Genomic DNA, 25,498 nt, shown 5'->3' on the forward strand with positions numbered 1-25,498 from the left:
CAAGGATGGAACACCCGCACTCTCTCCCTCGTTGGCATAGCGTGAGCACGACACAGCCCCTCGTCCTCGCGGCCGAACTGGCCGCCGCCTGGAGTGACATCCAGGCCTACCACCACGACCTGCCCGACCTCGCCTCGCCCGAGGCGCTGATCGGCGAGTCGTCCTCGGCCTGCGGCACCCAGCTCGGCTTCGAGCGGCTGCTGCACGAGGCCGCCCACGGTCTGGCCGCCGCCCGCGACATCCGGGACACCTCCCGGGCCGGGCGCTACCACAACCGCCGATTCCTACTGCTGGCCTCCGAGCTCGGCCTGGCGCACCCGGTGGAACCGCACGCCAGCAGCGGCTTCTCGCAGGTGACCATGCTCGCCGAGACCCAGGAGCGCTACGCCGCGACCATCGAGCGCCTGGAGCTCGCCCTGGGAGCCCACCAGCAGGCCGTGACCGGGGATGGCGGCGTGCTGCGCGCCTTCCGCGGACCGGCCGGCCGGCACGGTTCCTCGGGCGGCGGCGTCCGGGTCAAGGCCGTCTGCGGCTGCGGCCGCAACGTCCGGGTCGTGCCGTCGGTGCTCGCACAGGCCTCGATCGTGTGCGGCGCCTGCATGCAGCCGTTCAAGATCACCTGATGGCGCACTCCCTGGCCGGGGCACTGCCCCGGTCGGGGAAGACGCGCGTCGTGTGGCACAATCGATAGCTGATACCCGGCAGCCGAGCAGGACCCCTCTCTCCTACGGCTGGCGTGTCATTCGAACGGCTGACCCCGCAACCCCACGCGGGAGCGCGGCCGCTCACCCACGTCAACTCCAGGAGAACCCACTCCCGTGGCAGTCAAGATCAAGCTCAAGCGTCTCGGTAAGATCCGCGCTCCTCACTACCGCATCGTCATCGCCGACTCGCGCACCAAGCGCGACGGCCGTGCGATCGAGGAGATCGGCATCTACCAGCCGACGTACAACCCCTCGAAGATCGAGGTCGACACCGACCGCGCCCAGTACTGGCTGTCCGTCGGCGCCCAGCCGACCGAGCCCGTGCTCGCGATCCTCAAGCTGACCGGTGACTGGCAGAAGTTCAAGGGCCTGCCCGCCCCGGCGCCGCTGCTCGTCGCCGAGCCCAAGGTCGAGGACTTCTCGCACCTCTTCGCGAAGGCCGTTGCGGGCTTCGAGGACAGCACCACCGGTGTTGCCATCACCCCGAAGGCCAAGAAGTCGGACAAGGTCGAGGCTGACGCCGAGACCACCGAGGCCTGATCGTGATCGAGGACGCCCTGGACCATCTGGTGAAGGGCATCGTCGAGCACCCCGACGAGGTGCAGGTGCGCTCGCGCAACCTGCGCCGGGGTAACACGATCGAGGTTCGGGTCCACCCCGATGACCTCGGCAAGGTGATCGGTCGGGGCGGCCGGACCGCGCGCGCTCTGCGCACTGTGGTCGGTGCCCTCGGCGGACGCAACGTCCGCGTCGACCTGGTCGATGCGGACAGCATCCGCTGACGATCGCCATCGTCTGCTCAGGACCGGCCGGGACGCGTTCACCGCGTCCCGGCCGGTCCTTTTTTCCCGCTTAACGCCTCGAAGTTCCACTAGAAGTCCTAGAAGTCCTAGAAGTTCAGGAGTGCTCACCGTGCAGCTCGTCGTCGGCCGGATCGGCCGTGCCCACGGGATCAAGGGGGACGTCAGCGTCGAGGTCCGGACGGACGAGCCGGAGCTCCGGCTCGGCCCGGGTGCGGTGCTGCTCACCGACCCCGCCTCCGCCGGCCCGCTGACCGTCGAGTCGGGCAAGGTGCACAGCGGACGGCTGCTGCTGCGCTTCGTCGGGGTCGCGGACCGCAACGCCGCCGAGGCGCTGCGCAACACGATGCTGATCGCCGAGGTCGACCCGGAGGAGATGCCGGAGGACCCGGAGGAGTACTACGACCACCAGCTGATCGGCCTGGACGTCCTGCTGCTGGACGGCACGCCGATCGGCGAGCTGACCGAGGTCGTCCACCTGCCCTACCAGGACCTGCTCACGGTGGAGCGGCCGGACGGCACCGAGGTGCTGATCCCGTTCGTCTCGCGGATCGTGCCGACCGTCGACCTGGAGAACCAGCGGGTCCTCATCGACCCGCCCGGCGGCCTGATCGACCCCGAGAACGCCGAGGATGCCGGGGACGCCGGGAGCTCGGAGTGACCGAGCAGCACGGCATGCGGATCGACGTCGTCAGCATCTTCCCCGAGTACCTGGAACCGCTGAACGTCTCGCTGGTCGGCAAGGCGCGCGCCCGCGGCCAGCTCGACGTGCGCCTGCACGACCTGCGCGGCTGGACCACCGACGTGCACCGCACGGTGGACGACACCCCGTACGGCGGCGGGCCCGGCATGGTGATGAAGCCGGAGCCGTGGGGCGCCGCGCTGGACGCCGTGCTGGCCGACGGACCGGCCGGGCTCGTCCCGACCCTGGTGGTGCCCACCCCCAGCGGTGTGCCGTTCACCCAGGAGCTGGCCCAGGAGCTGGCCGGCCGCCCCTGGCTGGCCTTCGCGCCGGCCCGCTACGAGGGCATCGACCGGCGGGTGATCGAGGAGGCCGCCACCCGGATGCCGGTGGTCGAGACCTCGATCGGCGACTACGTACTGGCCGGCGGCGAGGTCGCGGTGCTGGTGATGGTCGAGGCGATCGCCCGGCTGCTGCCCGGCGTCCTCGGCAACGCCGAGTCGCACCGGGACGACTCGTTCGCCCCCGGCGCGATGGCCGATCTGCTGGAGGGCCCGGTCTACACCAAGCCCGCCGAGTGGCGCGGCCGGGAGGTGCCCGAGGTGCTGCTCAGCGGCAACCACGGGAAGATCGCCCGCTGGCGCCGCGAGCAGGCCTTCGCCCGCACCCTGGCCAACCGCCCCGACCTGGTGGCGCGCTGGAGCAACGGCGACTTCGACAAGAAGGACCGCGAGGCGCTCAGCATCCTCGGCCTGCTGTGGGATGCGGACCTGGGCCGATTTCGGCCTGCGGTCGATGCTGTGGAAGAATAGGCCGCTGCTGTCTGTCGCTGGGCTCCCGCAGGGGATCCAGTGGTCCGGTGCCCCCGCCACGGGGGGTCCACCGCCAGCCGATGCGACCCGCAGCTCACCCCATTGACACCAATGTCCGCAGGCGGCCCGTGGCGCCTGCGATGGAGAGCATCATGAGCAACAAGCTCGCTGCTGTCGACGCGGCCTCGCTGCGTTCCGACATCCCGGCCTTCCGCGCCGGTGACACCCTGAAGGTTCACGTCCGGGTCATCGAGGGCAGCCGCTCCCGTGTCCAGGTCTTCCAGGGCGTTGTGATCCGCCGCCACGGCTCCGGCATCGGTGAGACCTTCACCGTCCGCAAGGTCAGCTTCAACGTCGGCGTGGAGCGTACCTTCCCGGTGCACACCCCGATCGTTGAGAAGATCGAGGTCGTCACCCGCGGTGACGTGCGTCGCGCCAAGCTCTACTACCTGCGTGACCTGCGCGGCAAGGCCGCGAAGATCAAGGAGAAGCGCGACCGCTGATCCTTCGCCCCCGGCTTCGGCAGGGGGTACGGGACGCTCAGCAGGGGCGGCTAAGCTCACCCCGATGAGCACGCATGAACCGATCGCGGACCGCGACGGCAGTCCAGCACCCGAGGGTGCGGGGACGCCGTCGCGGTCCGCGGCTGTTTCTGCGGAGGAAGCCGAGTCCGCGCAGGAGCGCGGCTGGCGGGTGCGGGACCTGCTCGCCATCGGCGGCGCCTGCCTGCTGATCCTGCTGCTGGTCAACGCGTTCGTGGCTCAGCCCTTCGTCGTCCCCTCGGCCTCGATGGAGAACGTCCTGCGGCCGGGTGACCGGCTGGTGGTGAACAAGCTGGCCTATGACTTCGGCGGCCGGGTCCAGCGCGGCGACGTCGTGGTCTTCGACGGCACCGGCTCCTTCGTACCGGAGGACGGCGAGCCCACCGGAACCTGGCCCGACCTGCACAAGTTCGGCGCCGCACTGGGCCTGGCGCCCTCGGACGGCTCGATCTTCGTGAAGCGGGTGATCGCCGTCGGCGGGGACCGGGTGACGTACCACGTGGGCGACCAGCGGCTCACCGTCAACGGAGTGCCGCTCGCCGAGTCGGACTACCTCTTCCCCGGCGACGCGCCCTCCGCCGTGGGCTTCGACATCGTGGTGCCGCCCGGTGAGCTCTGGATGATGGGCGACCACCGCAGCGACTCCAGCGACTCCCGCGACCACCTGGGAGACCCGGGTGGCGGGTTCGTACCCGAGGACAAGGTGATCGGGCGGGCGGACTGGGTGGTCTTCCCGGTCGGCCGCTGGACCCACCTGAAGCGTCCGGCCGGCTTCGCCGCCGTCTCCGCAGGGGGGAACGGTGGCCATGGGAACCCGGGGTAGGGGCTCCGAGGAGCTGCTGGAGAAGCCCGCCGGTGAGCGCGGGCGCGAGCGCGGGCGCGCCCAGCGGCGCAGAACGGCGCGCCGCGCCTCGCGCCGGGTCAAGCGCTCCCTGGTCCGCGAGCTCCCGCTGGTCGGCGTGGTCGCCCTGCTGATCGCGCTGGCGCTGAAGACCTTCTTCGTGCAGGTCTTCGTGATCCCGTCCGGCTCGATGGAGCAGACCATCCAGATCGGTGACCGGGTGCTGGTGGACAAGCTGACGCCCTGGTTCGGCAGCCGACCCCAGCGCGGCGACGTGGTGGTGTTCAAGGACCCGGGCGGCTGGCTGGCGAACGAGCCCGTGCCGAGCAGCGGCGGGCCCCTCGGCCGGGGCATCCAACAGGCCTTCAGCTACGTCGGGTTGCTGCCCTCCAATGGTGAACAGGACCTGATCAAGCGGGTGATCGGGGTGGCCGGCGACTCGGTGGCCTGCTGCGACCGGCAGGGCCGGATCACCGTCAACGGCACGGCGATCGACGAGCCGTACCTCGCGGCGGGCAACCCGCCCTCGCGCATCCCGTTCCAGGTGAAGGTGCCGCCCAACAGCCTCTGGGTGATGGGCGATCACCGGGACGTCTCGGCCGACTCCCGCTACCACATGGGCAATCCGGGCGGCGGCAGCGTGCCGGTGAAGGACGTGGTCGGGCGGGCCTTCCTGATCGGCTGGCCGCTCGGGCGAGTTCAGCAGATCCCGGCCGGTCCGGCGGCCAGGCCGGTCGCCTCGGCCGCCGCCTCCGCCGCGCCGCGGGACGGTCCCGGAGGCGATCCGCAATTCGCGGCGTCCAGGCCGGATCTGTTGGAACCCTCGCTCGTTATGGGGATGTTGGGCGTTCCTCCGGCCATCGCCCGACGGCGGCGCGGGAAGCGTGCCGGCAGCCCCCGGGCTGCCCGGCGGCGGACCGCGCGGGTCTTTCGGGCCCGTCCCCCCGCGGGTTGAACTTCCGGCCCACCGTGTGGGAGAGGCCCTGGTGGGCCGCCCGGAGTGATAGAGAAGTGCAGGAACGCCCGCCGTTGGACGCGGACCGTTCCCCAAGGCTGTGCTGGTGTCAGGCTGCTCTCCCAAGGGCGGGCCTGAGGCGGGTTCATGGTCGTCACAGAGCGTGGTGCCCGCTGTGCGGCACTGGTGAGCGCGGGCGTCGCAGACGCCCGCACAGCAGGGAGGAGATGTCGTGGGGGATCTGGTGATCGGCGCCCGCGCAGGAGCAGGTGAGCCCGAGGGCTCCGGCAACCATGCGGCCCAGTCCACCGAATCCGCAGAGCCTTCGGAGCCCGCAGACGAGTCGGCCGGCGGCCGGGGCGGTCAGGCGGAGGTACCCGAGGAGCCCGTGGAGCGGGAGAAGCCACCGGGCGAGCGCACCAAGCAGCGGTCGTTCTGGAAGGAACTTCCGATCCTGGTCGGCATCGCGCTGGTCCTCGCGCTGGTCATCAAGACCTTCTTCGTCCAGGCGTTCTCGATTCCCTCCGAGTCGATGCAGAACACCCTGCAGGTGGGCGACCGGGTGCTGGTGGACAAGCTGACTCCGTGGTTCGGCTCGACGCCGGACCGCGGCGAGGTCGTCGTCTTCCACGACCCGGGCGGCTGGCTGGCCGACGAGCCCAGCTCGCAGAGCAGCAACACGGTGATCCGGGGCGTCCAGGACGTCCTCAGCTTCATCGGCCTGATGCCCGCGGCCAACGAGAAGGACCTGATCAAGCGGGTGGTCGGGGTGGGCGGCGACACGGTGGAGTGCGACGGCACCGGGCCGCTCAAGGTGAACGGCGTGGCGCTCAACGAGCCGTACGTCTACCCGGGTGCGACGGCGTGCGGGACCAAGCCGTTCGGGCCGATCAAGGTGCCGCCGAACAGCCTCTGGGTGATGGGCGACCACCGGGACGACTCGCTGGACTCGCGCTTCCACATGGACCAGCCGGGTGGCGGCAGCGTGCCGGACAAGGACGTCGTCGGGCGCGCCTTCGTGGTGGCCTGGCCGCTGAACCGCTGGAGCACGCTGCCGATTCCGTCCACCTTCAGCCAGCCCGGCATCTCGACCCAGGCGCAGGGCCTGGTTCCGCCGGTCGCGGTGGCGGCGGGTTCGCTGCCGATCGCCTGGTGGGTGCGGCGCAAGCGGCGGGACTGAGACCGACCGGCCGGTCGGTCTGGGCCGGGACGTTCGCCGCGGGCTTGGTTGCGGCTTCGCTTCGGCTCTTGCGCGGGCCGTGGTACCGACGAGTAATCTGCTCGGACGTGCCACGGCCCGCCGCCGTGTCCGGCCCCTTCATCCCTAGGACGGTCCCGATGAGCAGGCTCGCCGAAGCAACCACCGGACCGGCCGCCGGCTCGCCGAAGCGCTCGCGCTCGGGCGGCGCCGCGGTGCTGCAGGGCGTGGCGCTGGCGCTGGGCCTGGTGCTGCTGGTGGGCGGATTCGCCACCATCGCGCTGGACTACCGGCCGTACAGCGTGCCGACCGGCTCGATGGAGCCGACCATCGGCGCCGGCGACACCGTGCTCGCGCGTGCGGGGGGCGGGTCAGGGGTGCGGCGTGGCGACGTGGTGGTCTTCCACGATCAGACCTGGGGCAGCGACAAGCTGGTCAAGCGGGTGGTCGGGGTGGGCGGCGACAAGGTGGTCTGCTGCGACGCCCAGGGGCAGCTGACGGTCAACGGCACGTCGATCGACGAGCCCTATCTCCAGCACACCGTGCTGCCGGGCATCGGTGCCGCCCTCGCCTCCTCCACCACCACGGCCGCCACCCCCTTCTCGGTCACGGTGCCGCCCGGGCGGCTCTTCGTGCTGGGTGACAACCGGGTCGGGTCGCTGGACTCCCGGGTGCACCTGGACGAGCTCTCCGGGACGGTGGCGACCTCGGACGTGCTCGGGCGGGTCGAGGCCACCGTGTGGCCGCTGCCGCACGCCGGCCTGCTCGCGGGGACCTCGGCGTTCGACCCGCTCGGCGGGGCGGGCGGTGACCGGAACGGCCCCCTCGAACCGGCCGGCTACGCGATGCTGGTCGGGGCGGCGCTGATCGTGCTGCTCTGCCTGGCCGACTGGGTGGTCGGACGGGCCCGGCGGCTGCGGCGCTGACCCCAGCTGCTGAGACGGGGGAGCTCAGACGGGGGAGCTCAGACGGGCGAGCTCAGACGGGGGAGCTCAGGCGGGGGAGCTCAGGCGGGGGAGCGAGGAGCGATGACAGTGCGGCGGCGCAGGGCGGCGCGGGTGATTCTGCTGGACGAGGCGGACCGGGTGCTGCTGTTCCACGGCTTCGACCCCGCCGAGCCCGCCCTGACCTGGTGGTTCACTCCGGGCGGCGGGCTGGAACCGGGGGAGGGGCCGCGCGAGGCGGCGCTGCGCGAGCTCGCGGAGGAGACCGGGCTGACCACGGTGCGGCTGGGGCCGGTGGTCGCGCTCGACCGGGCCTGCTTCTCCTACGACGGCGAGCAGTACGAGCAGGAGCAGTCGTTCCTGCTCGCACGCACCCCCACGGACGGCACCCAGGACGGCCTGGACTGCTCGGGCAGTCCGGCGGACGAGCAGCCGCAGCTGCGCGAGGCGCGCTGGTGGACGGCGGCGGAGCTGCGGGCCAGCACCGAGACGATCTACCCGGTACGGCTCGCGGAGCTGGTCGAGCAGCTGGTGGCCCAGGGGCCGCCAGTCGTTCCGGTACGGCTCTGAGCGACGGTGTCGTGGTCCACAATGGTCTGGGACCTGACGAACTGAGGGGACGCGTGCATGAGTGCCGAAGATCTCGAAAAGTACGAGACCGAGATGGAGCTCAAGCTCTACCGGGAGTACAAGGATGTCGTCGGCCTGTTCAAGTACGTGATCGAGACCGAACGGCGGTTCTACCTCACCAACGACTACGAGCTGCAGGTGCACTCGGTCCAGGGTGAGGTGTTCTTCGAGGTCTCGATGGCTGACGCCTGGGTGTGGGACATGTACCGGCCGGCCAGATTTGTGCGCAAGGTCAGGGTGCTGACCTTCAAGGACGTCAATGTCGAGGAGCTCGCCAAGAGCGACCTGGAGCTCCCGTCGGACGAGGCGGGCTTTGGCAACTGACGGCTTTGGCAACTGACGCAGGTTCTCCGATGGTGTTGTCGCAGCCGAACGGGTGAGTCCGGTTGTCCACACCCCCGGGGTTGTCCACAGGAATCACGAGGGGTCTACCCGGCCTCGCACCGCGCTGAGAGCCTCCCGGCAGGGAGGTGATCGCCGTGCAGAACGCACAGACTGCCCTCGGCCGCTACGGCGAGGAGGTGGCGGCACGCTGGCTCGGTTCGGGTGGCTTTCGGGTTCTGGAGCGCAACTGGCGCTGCTCGGCCGGTGAGCTCGACATCGTGGTGCTGGACGGCGACACGGTGGCTGTGTGCGAGGTCAAGACCAGATCCGAGCGCGGGTTCCAGGAGCCGGCGGAGGCGATCGGCCCGGCCAAGGCCGAGCGGCTGAGACGGCTGGCCGAGCGCTGGCTGAGCGAGCGCTGGCCGGTGCACTTCGCGCTGCTGGCGCAGGGTGTCGCCGGGCCGTGCCCGGACTCCCCGCCGGGGTGCACCGCGCCGCTGCCACCGGGCGGGGTCCGGATCGACCTGGTCTGCGTGGTCAGCCGGGTCAAGGGCGCCGCGTCGGTCGAGCACCTGCGGGGGGTGATCTGAGATGGCCTTCGCCCGTACCTGCTCGGTGGCCCTGATCGGTGTCGACGGCGTGGTGGTCGAGGTCCAGGCGGACCTCGAGCCGGGTGTCGCCGCCTTCACCCTGGTCGGTCTGCCCGACAAATCACTCAGCGAGGCCCGCGACCGGGTGCGCGCCGCGATCGCCAACAGCGGCGAGAGTTGGCCGCAGCGCAAGCTGACGGTCGGGCTCAGTCCGGCCTCGGTGCCCAAGAGCGGGAGCGGATTCGATCTCGCGGTCGCCTGCGCCGTGCTCGCGGCCGCCGAGCGGCTCCCACCGTCCGCCATCGCCGATCTGCTGATCATCGGCGAGTTGGGGCTGGACGGCAGGGTCAGACCGGTGCGCGGAGTGCTGCCTTCGGTGCTCGCCGCCGCCGAGGCCGGGTACCGCCATGTGGTGGTCGCCGAGCAGACCGCAGCCGAGGCGGCGCTGGTGCCGGGGGTCTCCGTGCTTGGCATCCGCAGCCTGCGCCAACTGATCGCCCTGCTCACCGACCAGCCGGTCCCGGACGAGCCGCCGGACGTGTTCGTCGGCCGACCCGACCCGCTGCTGTCCGGGCTGCTGCTGCCGGGCGCCGCTGTTCGTCGGGGCGTCGTGGAGGCGGAGTTCGGGCCCGACCTGGCGGATGTCGCCGGCCAGTACGAGGCCCGCCAGGCCCTGGAGATCGCGGCGGCGGGTGGCCATCACCTCTACCTGAAGGGGCCGCCGGGCGCGGGCAAGACGATGCTGGCGGAGCGGCTGCCCGGGCTGCTGCCCGCGCTGACCCAGCGCGAGGCGCTGGAGGTGACGGCCGTCCACTCGGTCGCCGGGCTGCTGCCGCCCGGCCGCCCGCTGGTCGACACCCCGCCCTACTGCGCGCCCCACCACTCGACCACCATGCCCGCGATCATCGGCGGCGGCAGCGGTCTGCCCAGGCCGGGCGCCGTCTCGCTGGCCCACCGAGGGGTGCTCTTCCTGGACGAGGCACCGGAGTTCCCGGTCCGGGTGCTCGACGCCCTGCGCCAGCCGCTGGAGTCCGGCGAGGTGGTGATCGCCCGATCGGCCGGCTCGCTCCGACTGCCCGCCAGTTTTCTGCTCTGCCTTGCAGCCAACCCCTGTCCCTGCGGGCGCTATTCGCGGCGCGGCGAGGGGTGCGACTGCACGCCGGCGATGGTGAGCCGATATCAGGGGCGGCTCTCGGGGCCGCTGTTGGACCGAGTGGATCTGCGGGTGCAGGTGGACCCGGTGACCAGGGCCGAGCTGCTGGACCGGGGCAGCTCCGCCGAGAGCACGGCGGTGGTCGCCGAGCGGGTGCGCGCCGCCAGGGAGCGGGCAGCCGCGCGCTTCGAGGGGACGCCGTGGCGGACCAACTGCGAGGTCCCCGGCCGCGAGCTGCGCTCGCGCTGGCGACCCGACGCCGATGCGCTGGGCGATGCCGAGCGGGAGTTGGAGCGCGGCATGCTCACCGCGCGCGGCCTGGACCGGGTGCTCCGGGTCGCCTGGACGGTGGCCGATCTCGCCGGCCGCGACGCCCCGGGGCGCAGCGAACTGCGCACCGCACTGGTCCTGCGCCGGGGCTTCCCGACCGGCCTGCCCCTGCAGGGCCCGTCCCGCGAACCCCGCTGCTGAACCCACCCGAGGAGGCATCGATGCCCGGCATTCAGACCACTCTCGACCTCGGTGAACCCGGCGAACCCAGCGCCGACGTACCCAGCGCCGACGTACCCAGCGCCAATGTACCCAGCGCCGATGTACCCAGCGCCGGCGCCGTCGAGGCGGGCGCCTGCGAGGACCGCCTCGCCCGAGCCGCTCTCACCAGGCTCGCCGAGCCAGGCGACACGGCCGTCGGCCGCTGGCTGCTGGAGCGTCCGGCGGCCGAACTCCTCCAGCTGATCAGCAGCAAGGCCGGACACCCGGCCCTGCGACTCGGCGCCGACCGGCTCGCCGCCCTGAACGCCAGACTGCCCGGCTGCGACCCGGCCGCCGACCTGGAGCGCATCCAGGCCTGCGGCGGACGCTTCGTCACCCCGACGCAACCGGAGTGGCCCAGCCAGCTCAACGATCTCGGGGAGGCCATGCCGGTGGGGCTCTGGGTGGTGGGCACGGGTTCGCTCCGGCTCCTCGCGCTGAGATCCGTCGCCGTCGTCGGCGCCCGGGCCTGCACGGCCTACGGCGCGCATGTCGCGGGGGAGCTCGCGGCCCAACTGGCCGAGCGGGGCTGGGTCGTGGTCTCAGGGGCTGCCTACGGGATCGATGCGGCCGCCCATCGGGGCGCCCTCGCGGTCGGGGGCATGACCGTGGCCGTGCTCGCCTGTGGGGCGGATGTGGCTTACCCGCGGGGCAACAGTGAGTTGATCCGTCGGATCTCCGGTCAAGGGCAGCTGGTCAGCGAACTCCCCCCGGGCGAGCACCCGAACCGCTTCCGCTTCGTTCTGCGCAACCGCGTGCTGGCGGCACTGACGCGCGGCACGGTGGTGGTCGAGGCCGCGCTGCGCAGCGGAGCCCTGAGCACGGCACGCCGGGCCCACGAGCTCAACCGCCACACCATGGGCGTCTGCGGACCAGTCACCTCCGAACTCTCCGCCGGAGTGCACGCGCTGATCAGAACCGGTGCGGCCACGCTGGTCACGGACGCGGCGGAGGTCATCGAGCAGATCGGGGCGATCGGCGAGGACTTGGCGCCCTTGCGCACCGGCCAGTTGCGGCCCAGGGACGTGCTGGGTCCGATCGCGGCCCAGGTGCTGGAGGCCATCCCGGCGGGCCGTGGCGGCGCACCCGTGGAGTACCTCGCCCGCCGCTCGGGGTTCCCGGCCGAGCAGGTGCTCAAGCAGCTGTACGAGCTCTGCTCGCTGGGGTTCGTCCAGCGCGAGGGGTCGCACTGGCGGGTGATCCGGTGATGGCGGGCGGGCCGGCGGGACGGCCGGGGCCGCGCGGTCCATCGGCCGGCGGTCAACGGGATACCTCGACACGGGAGGTGAATGAGGAGCAGGCCGGCGCGGCCGTCGACCGTGCGGCGGACGTCGACTACGGCGCGCGGGCGCCCCCAGCAGCGCGCACGTTCCTGCGACGGAGTGAACACCACCGGAACGGGCGACGGCCAGGTGGTGGTAGCACAGTGCACTGACTCGGTCACGCTACGCTCGCTATGGCTTCCTTATCAGCACATGACTCGGCAGAACGGCGCAGACCCACGTATGCCCACACACATTCCCGGACGCAGGGCGACCGGTGCCGGCCGGCCCTTGGGGGGCTCTGGCAAGGAGCCCCGTTCCGGCATCGATGCCCAGCCGAAGGCACGGAACTCCCCGGGTTCGCAGCCGCCCAGGGCACAGGCAGCCGCGGACGGTGAGGTCCGCCGCCAGCAGGGCGATCTCGCTCCGGGCGGGAGATCCGTGGGCAACCGCTCCGCGGTGACGCCGCAGCGCGCCGGGCGGGACGGGCAGGACGGGCGGGACGGGTCGGCCGCGCCGTCGGTGCCGCAGGCCCTGACACGCTCGGCTGCACCTCAGCCGCCGCTCCCGTCGCTCCCGCCGTCGTCATTGGCGTCGCCGTCGCCGTTGCCGCTGTCGTCGTCCGGGGGGAGTGCTGACGAGCCGGGCGGTGCTTCGGCCCGGGCGCCGGTACCCAAGCCCGGGAGAACCACGGGGGCGACATCCGTACCGCCCCCGGCTTTGAGCGCTCCCGCCGCTGAAGGTAGCCAGGCGCCCGTCGCCGGAGCGAGTGCGACCAGAAAGTCGACCAAACCAGCGGGCAGGGCAGCCGAGCCGCGCGACGCCGGTCAGCGCAGCGCACTCGAATCGCTCTGGCGCTCCTACAAGGAGACCGCCGACCCCAAGCTGCGCGAGCAGCTGATCCTCCACTACTCCCCACTCGTGAAGTACGTGGCCGGCCGGGTGGGTGTCGGTCTGCCCGCCAACGTCGAGCAGGCGGACTTCGTCTCCTCGGGTGTGTTCGGCCTGATCGATGCGATCGAGAAGTTCGACCTTGACCGGGCCATCAAGTTCGAGACCTACGCGATCAGCCGCATCCGCGGCGCGATCATCGACGAACTCCGGGCGCTCGACTGGATCCCGCGCTCGGTCCGGCAGAAGGCCAAGGCGGTCGAGCGTACCTACGCGGCCCTGGAGGCGCGGCTGCGTCGCACTCCGCACGAACCGGAGGTCGCGGCGGAGATGGGCATCGCGATCGAGGATCTGCATGCGATCTTCAGTCAGCTCTCGCTCGCCAACGTCGTGGCGCTGGACGAGTTGCTGCACCCGGCGGGGGACGGCGGCGACCGGCTGAGCCTGATGGACACCCTGGTGGACAGCGGCGCCGACAATCCGGTCGAGGTCGCCGAGGACCGTGAGCTGCGCCGCCTGCTCGCGCGGGCCATCAACACGCTGCCGGACCGGGAGAAGACGGTGGTCACCCTCTACTACTACGAGGGACTCACACTGGCGGAGATCGGTCAGGTGCTGGGGGTGACGGAGAGCAGGGTGAGCCAGATCCACACCAAGTCCGTCCTCCAGCTTCGTGCGAAACTCTCCGACCTGCGCTGACCTGCTCTGACCTGCGCTGATCTTGCGCCGGCGGGTGCTGAGTCGATGGGGATGGATCCGAGCCGGGCGGGTTCCGGGGAGGTTTGCGTGCCTGCGTCCCGACGGATGTGAGGGCTCCGTACAGTGGGAGGGTGCCGAAGATCCGAGCAGCCACTCTGGCCGAGCATCGTCAGCTGCAGCGAGCAGCCCTCCTTGATGCTGCGCGCTCGTTGCTGACCGAAGGCGGGATGGAAGCTCTCACCTTCCCCGCGCTGGCCTCGCGGACCGGGCTGGCGCGCTCCTCGGTCTATGAGTACTTCCGCTCGCGGGCCGATGTCGTCGAGCAGCTCTGCGAGAGTGACTTCCCGCTCTGGGCGGCCGAGATCGAGGCGGGGATGGCCTCCTGCGCCACACCCCTCAGCCAGGTCGAGGCCTATGTCCGCGGTCAGCTCGCGCTCGCCGGGGACCCGCGGCACCGAGCCATCTCCGCGATCTCGGTCCTGGAGCTTGACGACGCCGCGCGCGAACGGATCCGGGCCGCCCACACCGGGCTGGTGACGCTGGTGGTAAACGCACTGGGGGAGCTGGGCCACGAGCAGCCCCGGCTGGCGGCCGCGCTGCTGCAAGGGGTGGTCGAGGCCGCGGTCAAGCGGTCCGAGGGCGCGACGGAGGACGAGCGCCGCACCGTCGCGGATGCCGCCGTGGAGCTGGCCCTGCACGGGCTGGCGGCAGGTGCCGGTCCGGTCTGACTCGCTCGGGCCTGACTCGCTCTGGCCTGCTTAGCTGTGGCCTGCTTAGCTGTGGCCTGATTCGCTCTGGCCTGATTCGGTAGCAGCCGGGCCCGGCCGGCGCCCAGCAGGGCCAACGGGTCGAGGTAGCGCTCGCCGCGGAGCAGCCCCCAGTGCAGACACCCCGAGGCGCAGTGCCCCACACCGGGGGCGAGCCGGCCGATGATCTCGCCGGCCGACACCGCCGTGCCGACGGGCACGCTGCCCGCCACCGGTAGATAGGTGGTGCGCAGCGGCGGAACACCGGTACCGGGGTGCTCGACCGTCACCACGGCCCGGCCGCCCACCATCCCGGAGAAGGCGATCACGCCCGCCGCCGCCGCTCGCACCGCCTCGCCGTCCGCGATGGCGAGGTCGACGCCACGATGCCCGGCAGCCCAGCGCGCGGGTGGCGCGTCGAAGCGGCGCAGGATGCCGGACGGCCCAGCCGCGGGCCAGGCCCGCCCCGGTCCGGAAGGGAGACGCGACCTGGCAGGGTCGGGGTCGGCCGCAGTCGCGGCAGCAGCCGTAGCCGCCCCGAACGGTCCGGGTGCCAGCGCGAGCACCGCGGTGATCAGAACCAGCGCCAGCATCGCGGTCAGCCGCCGTCGGTCCGGCGCGGGAGGGGGCATCGGCACCCGGCCGGCGCAGGACTCGGAAAAACCTGAGGTCCTCATGACCGCGAGGTTCCGCCCCATCCCTCGGCCTGGCCAGACCCCTCCTGAAAGCTGTGGACAACCCGGGCCCTGTGGACAACCGGCCTCACCCACAGGCGCACCGCCGACACCACCCGCCACAGCAGAGAGTCGCCGGTCGCGCGGCGCTTCCCGTACACTTCTCACGCGACCCGGTCCGCCGGGTCGACTTCGCACGCCCCGCCACCGGCGAATCAGTGCGCGAACCAGCGCCCTCCCAGGCCCTGCTCGCCACCCCCGCCCGATGCGAGTGCCGCTCGGTCCGCCCGAGCCTGTCGCGGCTCCGCCGCCCAGGCCAAGCGGCTCGGCACGTTCGGGGCGTCAGGCGTGACGGTCACCTGACCGGCACGGACAAAACCGAGCCAGACCTGGTCATCGCCCATGAGTGCGCGAAAGCGTGCGGGTCGACGCGCCAGGCGCAACACCGAGGAGCACGGCCATGGCCGTCGTCACGATGCGGGAGCTGCTGGAGAGCGGCGTCCACTTCGGTCACCAGACCCGTCGTTGGAACCCGAAGATGAAGCGCTTCATCCTCACGGAGCGCAACGGCATCTACATCATCGACCTGCTGCAGTCGCTGAACTACATCGACCGCGCGTTCGAGTTCGTCAAGGAGACCGTTGCCCACGGCGGCAGCGTCCTCTTCGTCGGCACCAAGAAGCAGGCCCAGGAGGCCATCGCTGAGCAGGCCGGTCGCGTGGGCATGCCCTACGTCAACCAGCGCTGGCTCGGCGGCATGCTGACCAACTTCCAGACCGTCTACAAGCGCCTTCAGCGGATGAAGGAGCTCGGCGAGATCGACTTCACGGATGTGGCCGGTTCCGGTCTCACCAAGAAGGAGCTCCTGGTTCTGGAGCGCGAGCACACCAAGCTCGAGAAGACCCTCGGTGGTATCCGCGACATGCAGCGCGTTCCCAGCGCTGTCTGGATCGTTGACACCAAGAAGGAGCACATCGCTGTCGGCGAGGCCCGGAAGCTCAACATCCCGGTCGTCGCGATCCTCGACACCAACTGTGACCCCGACGAGGTCGACTACAAGATCCCGGGCAACGACGACGCGATCCGCTCCGTCTCGCGCCTGACCCGCGTGATCGCCGACGCCGTCGCCGAGGGCCTCAAGGCCCGTGCGGGTGTTGCCAAGGCCGACGTCAAGGCCGAGCCGGGCGCCGACCAGCCGCTGGCCGACTGGGAGCAGGACCTCCTGGCCGGCGACAAGCCCGCTGACGAGGCCCCCGCCGCCGCCGAGGTCGAGGCCCCCGCCGCCGACGCCCCGGTCGCCGAGGCTGCCGCCGAGGTCGAGGCCCCGGCCGCCGAGGCCGAGCAGGCCTGACGTACCAAGGGTGAGGGGCACTCGCCGGTACGTACCGGCGAGTGCCCCTCTCTCCACGTGCCGGGGCTGAACCACGAGCCCCGGCGCAACTCCCCGCAGACACGCGAGACGTGAGAAGAGATTCACACCATGGCGAACTTCACCGCCGCGGACGTCAAGAAGCTCCGTGAGCTCACCGGCGCCGGCATGATGGACTGCAAGAAGGCGATCGAGGAGGCCGAGGGCGACGTCGACAAGGCCGTCGAGCTCCTCCGCATCAAGGGCCAGAAGGGCGTCGCCAAGCGCGAGGGCCGCGACGCCACCAACGGTGCCGTCGTCGCCAAGATCGCCGCGGACAACAAGGCCGGCGTGCTGGTCGAGCTGCGCTGCGAGACCGACTTCGTCGCCAAGAGCGACAAGTTCGTCGCCGTCGCCGACACGATCGCCGAGCACATCGCCGCCGCCGCCCCGGCCGACCTCGAGGCCGCCCTGGCCAGCGAGATCGAGGCCGGCAAGACCGTCCAGCAGTACGTGGACGAGGCCAACGCCAACCTCGGCGAGAAGATCGTCCTGGCCCGCTTCGCGCAGTTCGCCGGCGACAACTTCGTCGCGGTCTACCTGCACCGCACCTCGCCCGACCTCCCGCCGCAGGTCGGCGTCCTGGTCGAGCTGGACAAGGAAGACGCCCTGACCGCCAAGGACGTCGCCCAGCACATCGCCGCCTTCGCGCCGAAGTACCTCTCCCGCGAGGACATCCCGGCCGAGGACATCGAGAACGAGCGCCGCGTCGCCGAGGCCACCGCTCGCGAGGAGGGCAAGCCCGAGGCTGCCCTGCCGAAGATCGTCGAGGGTCGCGTCACGGGTTTCGTCAAGGAGAACTCCGTTCTGGAGCAGGCCTTCGCGAAGGACAACAAGAAGAGCGTCGCCAAGGTCCTCGACGAGGCCGGCGTCTCCCTCAAGCGCTTCGCCCGCTTCCGCGTCGGCGTCTGATCCACGTTCACCGGGGTTCCCGCCTAAGGTAGGAACCGCCGCCGCTCGCTGTGAACCAGCGCGTCGGCACCATGAACGACGAGGAGGCCATTGCCGTGCAGGACACCGTACCGGTTCCCGCGGCAGTGGCCTCCTCGCGTGTACGCGCAGGTCTGAGCCCCGCACACTCGGCCCTGTGAAGCAGCAGGTAGAAGGAGAAGTCCATGCAGGAGACGCAGCAGACCACGCCGGGGGGAACGGGTCGTCGCGTTCTGCTCAAGCTGTCGGGTGAGGCCTTCGCCGGCGGTGGTGGCCTCGGTGTCGATCCCGACGTCGTCCACAAGATCGCCCGCGAGATCGCCACCGTGGTCCGCAACGGTACCGAGGTCGCCATCGTCATCGGCGGCGGCAACTTCTTCCGCGGCGCCGAACTCCAGGTCCGCGGCATGGACCGGGCCCGCTCCGACTACATGGGCATGCTCGGTACGGTGATGAACTGCCTGGCGCTCCAGGACTTCCTGATGAAGGAAGGCATCGAGACCCGCGTGCAGACCGCGATCACGATGGGTCAGGTCGCCGAGCCCTACCTTCCGTTGCGTGCCATCCGGCACCTGGAGAAGGGCCGCGTCGTGATCTTCGGCGCCGGTATGGGGATGCCCTACTTCTCCACCGACACCACCGCCGTGCAGCGCGCCCTGGAGATCCACGCCGAGGTGCTGCTGATGGGCAAGAACGGGGTCGACGGCGTCTATGACTCCGACCCCAAGACCAACCCGGACGCCGTGCGCTTCGACGCACTGGAGTACTCCGAGGTGATCTCGCGGGATCTCAAGGTCGCCGACCTCACCGCGATCACCCTGTGCAAGGACAACGGCCTGCCGATCCTGGTTTTCGAGCTGCTGGCGGAGGGCAATATCGCCCGCGCGGTCAAGAGTGAGAAGATCGGCACACTCATCAGCCAGGATTCCGTCCGGGCCTGAACAGTAGTCAGCCGCGCCCACTCGTGAGGCGCACCAGTACGCCACAAGGCAACCGGACAGGGAGCAGACTGTGATCGAAGAGATCCTCCTCGAGGCCGAGGAGAAGATGGAGAAGACCGTCGTGGTCGCGAAGGACGATTTCGCCGCCATCCGCACCGGCCGGGCCCACCCGGCGATGTTCAACAAGATCGTGGCCGAGTACTACGGTGCCCTGACCCCGATCAACCAGCTCGCCTCGTTCTCGGTGCCGGAGCCCCGGATGGCGGTCATCACGCCGTTCGACAAGAGCGCGCTGCGCAACGTCGAGCAGGCGATCCGCGACTCCGACCTGGGCGTCAACCCGTCCAACGACGGCAACATCATCCGGGTGTCGTTCCCGCAGCTGACCGAGGAACGCCGCAAGGAGTACATCAAGGTCGCCCGCACCAAGGGCGAGGACGCCAAGATCTCCATCCGGGCGATCCGCCGCAAGGCCAAGGAGACCCTCGACAAGCTGGTCAAGGACAAGGAGAGCGGCGAGGACGAGGTGCGCCGCGCCGAGAAGGAGCTCGACGACGTCACCGCGCGCTATGTCGCGCAGATCGACGTGCTGCTGACGCACAAGGAAGCCGAGCTGCTCGAAGTCTGATGAACGACGCCCCGAACGCCCCTGGCAGTCGGGGCCGACCTCAGCAGACCCCGGCCGCTCCGGACCAGCTCCGGCAGCAGGCCGAGAACCGAACGGGTCACGCGCAGCCCTCCGCGGTGTACCAGGAGCCCCGGCCGACACAGACTCCCTTCATGTCTCGCGCCCAGGACTCCTCAGCAGAGCCGCCCCCGTCGGCGGTCGGCGAGGCAGCCGAACCCTTCCCGCTGTCCGGCCCGATTCCCGGGCCGGACAGTTCACCGCAGATCCAACCGGTGGCCGCCGACAGCGGCCAAAGTGCCGGACACCACCAGCCGGCCGGCGTGCCGTCCCACCCAGGGCAGGAGACACCTGTGGCCCAGCCCGATCCGCAGCAGCCCCGCAAGCAGCGCGGCGGCCGCAACCTGCAGGCCGCGATAGGAGTCGGGGTCGGCCTCGGAGCGGTGATCGTCGTCTCGCTCTTCGTGGTGAAGGTGCTCTTCCTCTTCGTGGTCCTGGCGGCGGTCTCGGTCGGGATCTGGGAGCTCACCAGCCGGCTCGCCGAGCGCAAGCAGGTCGAGGTGCCGCTGCTGCCGCTGCTGGCCGGTGGCGCGGCCATGCTGACCACGGGCTACTGGATCGGTCCGCAGGGCGCCGCCGTCTCGCTCGCGCTGACCGCGCTGGCGGTGATGATCTGGCGGATGAGCAAGCCGCCGGAGAACTACCTGCGCGACATAACGGCAGCCGTCTTCACCGCCTTCTACGTGCCGTTCCTGGCCACCTTCGTGGCCCTGATGCTGGCGGCCCACGACGGGCCGCAGCGGATCGTGCTCTTCCTGGTGGTCACCGTCTGCAGCGACACCGGCGCGTACGCGGTCGGTTACAAGTTCGGGCGCAACAAGCTGGCCCCGACGATCAGCCCCGGCAAGACCCGCGAGGGCCTGGCGGGCGGTATCGGTCTGTCGATGCTGGCCGGAGCGCTGCTGATGCAGTACGTCATCGACGACGGCCACTGGTGGCAGGGCCTGATCCTGGGCGGCTGCGCGGCGGTGGTGGCGACCCTCGGCGACCTCGCCGAGTCCATGATCAAGCGCGACCTCGGCATCAAGGACATGGGGACGCTGCTGCCCGGCCACGGCGGCATCATGGACCGCCTCGACTCGCTGCTGCCGACCGCTCCGGTGGTCTGGCTGCTGCTGGCGGCCTTCGTCGGCAGCTGAGCACGGCGGCCGACAACCCCCTCCCACGAGAGCCCCGGGCGACCGACGTCCGGGGCTTTCGCCATCTGCGACACTGGAACAACCATGCCTGCACCCGGAGAACTCACCTTCGTCGCGCCGCGCGGCGCCAAGCCCCCGCGACACCTTGCCGACCTCAGCCCCGCACAGCGCAAGGAGGCGGTCGCCGAGCTGGGCGAGCAGCCGTTCCGCGCCAAGCAGCTGTCCAACCACTACTTCGGCCGGATCTGCAACGACCCGGCCACCTGGACGGACATCCCGGCCGCGAGCCGCGAGAAGCTGACCAAGGAGCTGCTGCCCGAGCTGATGTCGGTGGTCCGGCACGTCTCGTGCGACGACGACACCACCCGCAAGACGCTGTGGAAGCTCTTCGACGGCACGCTCGTCGAGTCCGTGCTGATGCGCTACCCCGACCGGGTGACGATGTGTATCAGCTCGCAGGCCGGCTGCGGGATGAACTGCCCGTTCTGCGCCACCGGACAGGCGGGCCTGACCCGCAACCTGTCCACCGCCGAGATCGTCGAGCAGATCGCCGCGGGCATCCGGGCGCTCAAGTCCGGCGAGATCCCGGGCGGCGAGGCCCGGCTGAGCAACGTGGTCTTCATGGGCATGGGCGAGCCGCTGGCCAACTTCAACCGGGTGCTGGCCGCGATCCGCCGGCTGACCGACCCCGCACCGGACGGCTTCGGCATGTCCCAGCGCGGCATCACGGTCTCCACCGTCGGCCTGGTGCCGGCGATGAACCGCCTGGCGGACGAGGAGCTGAGCGTGCGTCTGGCGCTCTCGCTGCACGCGCCGGACGACGAGCTGCGCGACGAGCTGGTCCCGGTGAACACTCGCTGGAAGGTCGCCGAGGTGCTGGACGCCGCGTGGAACTACGCGGAGAAGTCCGGGCGCCGGATCTCCATCGAGTACGCCCTGATCAAGGACATCAACGACCAGGCCTGGCGCGCCGACCTGCTCGGCCGGTTGATCAAGAACCACCGGGTGCACGTCAACCTGATCCCGCTCAACCCCACCCCGGGCTCCAAGTGGACCGCCTCCCGCCCCGAGGATGAGCGCGAGTTCGTCCGGCGGCTGGTCGCGCACGGCGTGCCGACCACCGTCCGCGACACCCGCGGCCAGGAGATCGACGGCGCCTGCGGCCAGCTCGCGGCAGCGGGCTAGCCGGCTCTGGCGAGATGAGCTAGCCGCGCAGGATTCCGGCGGCCAGCGCGGCGGTCAGCCCGCCGGTCAGCAGCAGGACGGTGCCGCCGGCCAGCCAGCGCAGGGCGGCGGCACCGAACAGCAGGTGGGGCGAGGCACCCAGCTGCAGCAGGGTGGCCGTGACGGGCCGCCGGCCCGCGCGCAGCTCGGTCAGCCGGGCGATCGCGGCCGCGGCCGCGCAGCCGGTGATCAGCAGCGCCTCGGCCACCGGCAGCGGCTCGTCGCCCCCGGTCCCCGGTGTCACCCACTGCCGGAACGCGGTCAGCACCACCGCGGTGGTCAGCGCCAGCACGGCCGGCGGCGCGCCGAGCCCGCCCGCCAGGCTGGTCAGCCCCCGGCCGGCCAGCAGCCGCCGGGGGTTGGGCCGTCCGAGTGCCAGCAGCCGGCCGGCCAGTGCCAGCAGCGGCCCGGTCAGCAGCGCGAGCCCCAGCGCGGCGAGCCCCCAGCCGATCAGCAGGTTCACGCTGGTGTGACCGAGATCGGCCGGCAGGTTCAACGGGTGCGGGTCCACCGGAGCCGCCGGGCGCAGCCCGTACAGCTCGATCAGGGTGCCGCCGAGCGCCAGCAGGCCGGCCAGCGCGGTCCGGACCGGGTGGAAGCGACGGGTCGCGGCAGCTGCCTCCCTGCCGACCAGCCCCTCCCGGACGGGCACGGCGGCCGCCGCGGCGAGGCCGCCGACCAGCGGCAGCACGGTGAGCAGGGCGACCGGCGCGGCGAGCGGGAGCGGAACGCCCATGCCCAGCTCGGGCGCCAGCGTGGCACCGGCGATGTTGTTGCGCAGCACCAGGAAGATCAGCAGCGAGGCGACACTGCCCGCCGTGCAGGCCAGCACGATCTCTCCGGCGATCAGCAGCCGGATCCGCCGCGGTCCAGCCCCGGCGGCGGTCAGGCCGGCCATCCGTTCGGGCCGCTGGGCGGGCAGCGCGCGAGCAGCGACGGCCGCGAACCAGCCGACCGCCACCAGCGGCGGCAGGCACCAGAGGAGCCGCCCCGCCGATCCGCCGCCCGGCGGATCGTCCAGCGCTCGGCCGAGCGCCCGCAGCAGGAAGCCGGCGACCACCGCGGCGGCGGTGGCGGTGAGCAGCCAGCGGCCCAGGTCGATGACCCGGTACCCCCGGACCAGGCGGAGATAGAACACCTGAGTCTCCCTCAGCCCTTCAGTACGCTGCCGGAACGGGCGTCCCGCGGCGGACCGGGGCGGCGGGGACCGGGGTGCGGCCGTCGACCAGTGCCACCGACCGGTCCGCGTAGCGCGCGAGCTCCGGGTCGTGGGTGGCCAGCACCAGGGTGAGTTGGTGGGAGCGCGCCGCGCTGGTCAGTATCCGCAGCACCTGGTCCTGCGCCTCGCGGTGCAGCGGGGCGGTCGGGTCGTCGGCGAAGACCACCCGGGGGAGCGGGGCGAGCGCCCGGGCGACCGCGATCCGCTGCCGCTCGCTCTGCAGCAGCTCGGCGGGGCGGCGGCGCGCGCAGTCGGTGACGTCCAGGCGCTCCAGCCAGTCGTCCGCGGCGCCGTACGCGGCCTTGTGGCCGGCCCCGGCCAGCAGCAGCGGCAGCGCGACGTTCTCCCGGCCCGTCAACTCCGGCACCAGCTGGGGCTCGGAGCCGACGAAGCCGAAGCGGTCGCGACGCAGCTTCTCCCGGCCGGCCCGGCTGAGGGTGTGCACCGGGGAGCTGTTGAACCAGACCTCGCCCTTGTCCACCGGGAGCAGCGCGGAGAGGCAGCCGAGCAGCGTGCTCTTCCCGGAGCCGCGCGGCCCGGTGATCGCGAGCACCTCGCCCTCCCGGACGCCGATCGAGACCTCGCGCAGTGCCAAGGTGCCGTTGTGGGACTTGACGATCCCGCGGGCCCACAGCACGTCGTTGTCCGGCGGCGCCGCTGACATGGAGTTCCTCCGCCGGTCCTGGGGGCCCTGCACGGATGCAGGGAATGACAGTCGTCAGATTAGAACGACAAGGTCGCGTTGAGGTTGCGGCGCACCCGGTGGAGTCGGGTGATACCTGGATGAACTATCAGAAGATCGGTTCGGTCGAAGGGGAAAAACACCGCGGGGCGGTCCCGGCAGCCCTGAGGAAGAGGCTGTTCGGGACCGCCCCGCGGCGGAGGGTGGGTCAGAAGGAACTGATGATCAGATCTTCTTCCATGCGTCGGTCAGGCTGACCCGCAGGATCTGCTCGATCTCGTCGAAGGTCGACTGGTCGGAGATCAGCGGCGGGGCCAGCTGGATGACCGGGTCGCCACGGTCGTCGGCGCGGCAGTACAGGCCGTTGTCGTAGAGCGCCTTCGACAGGAAGCCGTAGAGCACGCGCTCCACCTCGTCGTCGTTGAACGACTCCTTGGTGACCTTGTCCTTGACGAGCTCGATGCCGTAGAAGTACCCGTTGCCGCGGACGTCGCCGACGATCGGCAGGTCGCGCAGCTTGTTCAGGGTGCCCAGGAAGTTGGCCTCGTTGTCGAGGACCTTCTGGTTGAGGCCCTCGCGCTCGAAGATGTCGAGGTTGGCCAGCGCCACCGCGGAGGAGACCGGGTGGCCACCGAAGGTGTAGCCGTGCAGGAAGGTGTTGTCACCCTTGTAGAACGGCTCGGCCAGGCGGTCCGAGATGATCGTGGCGCCGATCGGGGAGTACCCCGAGGTCATGCCCTTGGCGCAGGTGATCATGTCGGGCTGGTAGCCGAACTTGTCGGCGCCGAACATGGTGCCCAGGCGGCCGAAGGCGCAGATGACCTCGTCCGAGACGAGCAGCACGTCGTGGCGGTCGCAGATCTCGCGCAGGCGCTGGAAGTAGCCGGGCGGCGGCGGGAAGCAGCCACCGGCGTTCTGCACCGGCTCGACGAAGACGGCGGCGACGGTGTCGGCACCCTCGTTGAGGATCGCCACCTCGATCTCGTCGGCGCACCAGCGGCCGTACGCCTCGGGGTCGACGGTGCCGTCGGGGCCCTGGAGGAACGCGGGGGCGCGGTAGATGTTGGTGTTCGGGGCCTTGTGGGTACCCGGCACCAGCGGCTCGAACGGCGCCTTCAGGCCCGGCAGACCGGTGATCGACAGGGCGCCCTGCGGGGTGCCGTGGTAGGCGACCGCACGCGAGATGACCTTGTACTTGGTGGGCTTGCCGACCAGCTTGAAGTACTGCTTGGCGAGCTTCCAGGCGGTCTCGACGGCCTCGCCGCCACCGGTGGAGAAGAAGACCTTGTTCAGGTCGCCCGGCGCGTAGTTCGCCAGCCGCTCGGCCAGCTCGACGGCCTTGGGGTGGGCGTAGCTCCACACGGGGAAGAAGGCGAGCTCCTTGGCCTGCTTGTAAGCGGCCTCGGCCAGCTCCTCGCGGCCGTGGCCGGCCTGCACCACGAACAGGCCGGCGAGGCCGTCGAGGTACTTCTTGCCGTTGGAGTCCCAGATGTAGGTGCCCTCGCCCTTGACGATCGTGGGTACGGGGGACTTCTCGTACGACGACATGCGGGTGAAGTGCATCCACAGGTGGTCGTAGGCGGTCTTCGAAAGGTCCTTCGGTGCCGGGTCGGCGCTCATCGGGTGCCCCAGGTGTAGGTCTGTTTCCGGAGCTTCAGGTAAACGAAGCTCTCGGTCCTCCGCACGCCGGGAAGCGCACGGATTCGCTTGTTGATCATTTCAAGCAGGTGCTCGTCGTCCTCGCACACCAGCTCGGCCAGCAGATCGAACGAGCCAGCGGTGCAGACGACGTAGTCGACCTCGTCCATGGCGGCCAGTGCGTCGGCGACCGGCTCGATGTCGCCCTCGACGCTGATGCCGACCATGGCCTGCCGGGTGAACCCGACGGTCAGCGGGTCCGTGACGGCGACGATCTGCATCACGCCCTGGTCGAGCAGCTTCTGGACGCGCTGGCGGACGGCGGCCTCCGAGAGGCCGACGGCCTTGCCGATGGTCGCGTACGCGCGGCGGCCGTCCTCCTGCAGCTGCTCGATGATCGCCTTGGAGACGGAGTCGAGGGGAACGCTGCTGTTCCGGTCGCGGTTGGCCACGCCGCCACTGTGCCCGATCGCTGGTGTGTTCGCAAGTGGGGCGAGTACTGATTTCGTTGCACGGATCAAAAATCGGTGCGGATTTCATCGTCTTCCAGGCACGGGCATGCTGATTCCAGCAAGAATGCGGTTACCCTGGCCAGGTCACCCGCGCGCCCGCCCGCTGGGCGTACGCTCCCCACCAGTGGACCGTGTCCCACCG

General features: G+C 71.0%; 27 protein-coding genes and 1 pseudogene. 23 read left to right on the plus strand and 5 right to left on the minus strand.

The features are described 5' to 3' along the window. Positions 1–41 precede the first annotated feature (41 nt). The 17 genes from P3T34_RS26320 (at position 42) to P3T34_RS26400 (ending at position 14,286) form a co-directional block, all read left to right on the plus strand. Positions 42–623, plus strand: a complete 582-nt coding sequence (locus P3T34_RS26320; RefSeq protein ID WP_280668511.1) for a hypothetical protein — start codon at positions 42–44, stop codon at positions 621–623. A 195-nt stretch (positions 624–818) separates the two neighbouring features. Continuing rightward, positions 819–1,244 (plus strand): 30S ribosomal protein S16, encoded by a 426-nt coding sequence (gene rpsP, locus P3T34_RS26325; protein WP_280668512.1) that lies wholly within the window; start codon positions 819–821, stop codon positions 1,242–1,244. A gap of 2 nt (positions 1,245–1,246) precedes the next feature. Next, complete coding sequence (locus P3T34_RS26330; RefSeq protein ID WP_280668513.1) at positions 1,247–1,486, plus strand: RNA-binding protein; 240 nt, start codon at positions 1,247–1,249, stop codon at positions 1,484–1,486. Positions 1,487–1,616: 130 nt separating this feature from the next. Beyond that, entirely contained in the window at positions 1,617–2,165 is a 549-nt protein-coding gene (gene rimM, locus P3T34_RS26335; protein ID WP_280668514.1) for a ribosome maturation factor RimM, read from the plus strand. Between the two features lie 14 nt (positions 2,166–2,179). After that, positions 2,180–2,998, plus strand: a complete 819-nt coding sequence (gene trmD, locus P3T34_RS26340; RefSeq protein ID WP_280672402.1) for a tRNA (guanosine(37)-N1)-methyltransferase TrmD — start codon at positions 2,180–2,182, stop codon at positions 2,996–2,998. A gap of 152 nt (positions 2,999–3,150) precedes the next feature. Beyond that, positions 3,151–3,501, plus strand: coding sequence for a 50S ribosomal protein L19 (gene rplS, locus P3T34_RS26345; protein ID WP_035797732.1), 351 nt, complete (start codon positions 3,151–3,153; stop codon positions 3,499–3,501). Between the two features lie 64 nt (positions 3,502–3,565). After that, entirely contained in the window at positions 3,566–4,363 is a 798-nt protein-coding gene (lepB, locus tag P3T34_RS26350) for a signal peptidase I (RefSeq protein WP_280668515.1), read from the plus strand. Further along, positions 4,347–5,336, plus strand: a complete 990-nt coding sequence (gene lepB / locus P3T34_RS26355; protein WP_280668516.1) for a signal peptidase I — start codon at positions 4,347–4,349, stop codon at positions 5,334–5,336. Before lepB (P3T34_RS26350) ends, lepB (P3T34_RS26355) begins: the two co-directional genes overlap by 17 nt. Before the next feature lie 232 nt (positions 5,337–5,568). Beyond that, positions 5,569–6,516: a signal peptidase I gene (gene lepB / locus P3T34_RS26360; RefSeq protein WP_280668517.1), complete on the plus strand. Its 948-nt coding sequence runs from the start codon at positions 5,569–5,571 to the stop codon at positions 6,514–6,516. 158 nt (positions 6,517–6,674) lie between these two features. Further along, complete coding sequence (lepB, locus tag P3T34_RS26365) at positions 6,675–7,460, plus strand: signal peptidase I (RefSeq protein WP_280668518.1); 786 nt, start codon at positions 6,675–6,677, stop codon at positions 7,458–7,460. A gap of 102 nt (positions 7,461–7,562) precedes the next feature. Next, positions 7,563–8,048: an NUDIX domain-containing protein gene (locus P3T34_RS26370; RefSeq protein ID WP_280668519.1), complete on the plus strand. Its 486-nt coding sequence runs from the start codon at positions 7,563–7,565 to the stop codon at positions 8,046–8,048. 57 nt (positions 8,049–8,105) lie between these two features. Then, entirely contained in the window at positions 8,106–8,432 is a 327-nt protein-coding gene (locus P3T34_RS26375; RefSeq protein WP_035797726.1) for a DUF2469 domain-containing protein, read from the plus strand. 146 nt (positions 8,433–8,578) lie between these two features. Beyond that, positions 8,579–9,022 (plus strand): YraN family protein, encoded by a 444-nt coding sequence (locus P3T34_RS26380; RefSeq protein WP_280668520.1) that lies wholly within the window; start codon positions 8,579–8,581, stop codon positions 9,020–9,022. A 1-nt stretch (position 9,023) separates the two neighbouring features. Then, complete coding sequence (locus P3T34_RS26385; RefSeq protein WP_280668521.1) at positions 9,024–10,646, plus strand: YifB family Mg chelatase-like AAA ATPase; 1,623 nt, start codon at positions 9,024–9,026, stop codon at positions 10,644–10,646. 20 nt (positions 10,647–10,666) lie between these two features. Beyond that, on the plus strand, positions 10,667–11,914 hold the full coding sequence (dprA, locus tag P3T34_RS26390; RefSeq protein WP_280668522.1) for a DNA-processing protein DprA: 1,248 nt from the start codon (positions 10,667–10,669) through the stop codon (positions 11,912–11,914). Positions 11,915–12,688: 774 nt separating this feature from the next. Next, positions 12,689–13,558, plus strand: coding sequence for an RNA polymerase sigma factor WhiG (whiG, locus tag P3T34_RS26395; protein WP_280668523.1), 870 nt, complete (start codon positions 12,689–12,691; stop codon positions 13,556–13,558). Between the two features lie 155 nt (positions 13,559–13,713). Then, a complete protein-coding gene (locus tag P3T34_RS26400; RefSeq protein WP_280672404.1) occupies positions 13,714–14,286 on the plus strand; it encodes a helix-turn-helix domain-containing protein in 573 nt (190 codons plus the stop codon). A gap of 128 nt (positions 14,287–14,414) precedes the next feature. On the opposite strand, the pseudogene P3T34_RS26405 reads toward P3T34_RS26400, so the two are convergent. Next, positions 14,415–15,002 (minus strand): annotated as a pseudogene (locus P3T34_RS26405) (M23 family metallopeptidase); the annotation flags it as partial. Positions 15,003–15,438: 436 nt separating this feature from the next. Between P3T34_RS26405 and rpsB the strand changes: the two are divergent. The 6 genes from rpsB (at position 15,439) to rlmN (ending at position 21,266) form a co-directional block, all read left to right on the plus strand. Further along, positions 15,439–16,329: a 30S ribosomal protein S2 gene (rpsB, locus tag P3T34_RS26410; protein ID WP_280668524.1), complete on the plus strand. Its 891-nt coding sequence runs from the start codon at positions 15,439–15,441 to the stop codon at positions 16,327–16,329. A gap of 129 nt (positions 16,330–16,458) precedes the next feature. Continuing rightward, positions 16,459–17,298, plus strand: coding sequence for a translation elongation factor Ts (gene tsf, locus P3T34_RS26415; protein WP_280668525.1), 840 nt, complete (start codon positions 16,459–16,461; stop codon positions 17,296–17,298). 203 nt (positions 17,299–17,501) lie between these two features. Beyond that, a complete protein-coding gene (gene pyrH, locus P3T34_RS26420; protein ID WP_280668526.1) occupies positions 17,502–18,257 on the plus strand; it encodes a UMP kinase in 756 nt (251 codons plus the stop codon). A 70-nt stretch (positions 18,258–18,327) separates the two neighbouring features. Next, positions 18,328–18,885, plus strand: coding sequence for a ribosome recycling factor (gene frr, locus P3T34_RS26425; protein ID WP_280668527.1), 558 nt, complete (start codon positions 18,328–18,330; stop codon positions 18,883–18,885). A 152-nt stretch (positions 18,886–19,037) separates the two neighbouring features. Next, positions 19,038–20,081 carry a phosphatidate cytidylyltransferase gene (locus P3T34_RS26430; protein WP_280668528.1) on the plus strand — a complete coding sequence of 348 codons (1,044 nt, stop codon included), beginning with the start codon at positions 19,038–19,040 and terminating at the stop codon, positions 20,079–20,081. 84 nt (positions 20,082–20,165) lie between these two features. Further along, entirely contained in the window at positions 20,166–21,266 is a 1,101-nt protein-coding gene (gene rlmN, locus P3T34_RS26435) for a 23S rRNA (adenine(2503)-C(2))-methyltransferase RlmN (RefSeq protein WP_280668529.1), read from the plus strand. A gap of 19 nt (positions 21,267–21,285) precedes the next feature. Here rlmN and P3T34_RS26440 read toward each other — a convergent pair whose 3' ends face one another. The 4 genes from P3T34_RS26440 to P3T34_RS26455 all read right to left on the minus strand — a co-directional run bounded on the left by P3T34_RS26440 (position 21,286) and on the right by P3T34_RS26455 (position 25,296). Next, on the minus strand, positions 21,286–22,443 hold the full coding sequence (locus P3T34_RS26440; protein ID WP_280668530.1) for a hypothetical protein: 1,158 nt from the start codon (positions 22,441–22,443) through the stop codon (positions 21,286–21,288). A gap of 19 nt (positions 22,444–22,462) precedes the next feature. Next, entirely contained in the window at positions 22,463–23,188 is a 726-nt protein-coding gene (locus tag P3T34_RS26445; RefSeq protein ID WP_280668531.1) for an ATP-binding cassette domain-containing protein, read from the minus strand. 243 nt (positions 23,189–23,431) lie between these two features. Further along, positions 23,432–24,826, minus strand: coding sequence for an aspartate aminotransferase family protein (locus P3T34_RS26450; RefSeq protein ID WP_280668532.1), 1,395 nt, complete (start codon positions 24,824–24,826; stop codon positions 23,432–23,434). Beyond that, positions 24,823–25,296, minus strand: a complete 474-nt coding sequence (locus P3T34_RS26455) for an Lrp/AsnC family transcriptional regulator (protein WP_280668533.1) — start codon at positions 25,294–25,296, stop codon at positions 24,823–24,825. Before P3T34_RS26455 ends, P3T34_RS26450 begins: the two co-directional genes overlap by 4 nt. Positions 25,297–25,498 lie beyond the last annotated feature (202 nt).

It is taken from the genome of Kitasatospora sp. MAP12-44, from assembly GCF_029892095.1.
Taxonomy (GTDB): domain Bacteria; phylum Actinomycetota; class Actinomycetes; order Streptomycetales; family Streptomycetaceae; genus Kitasatospora.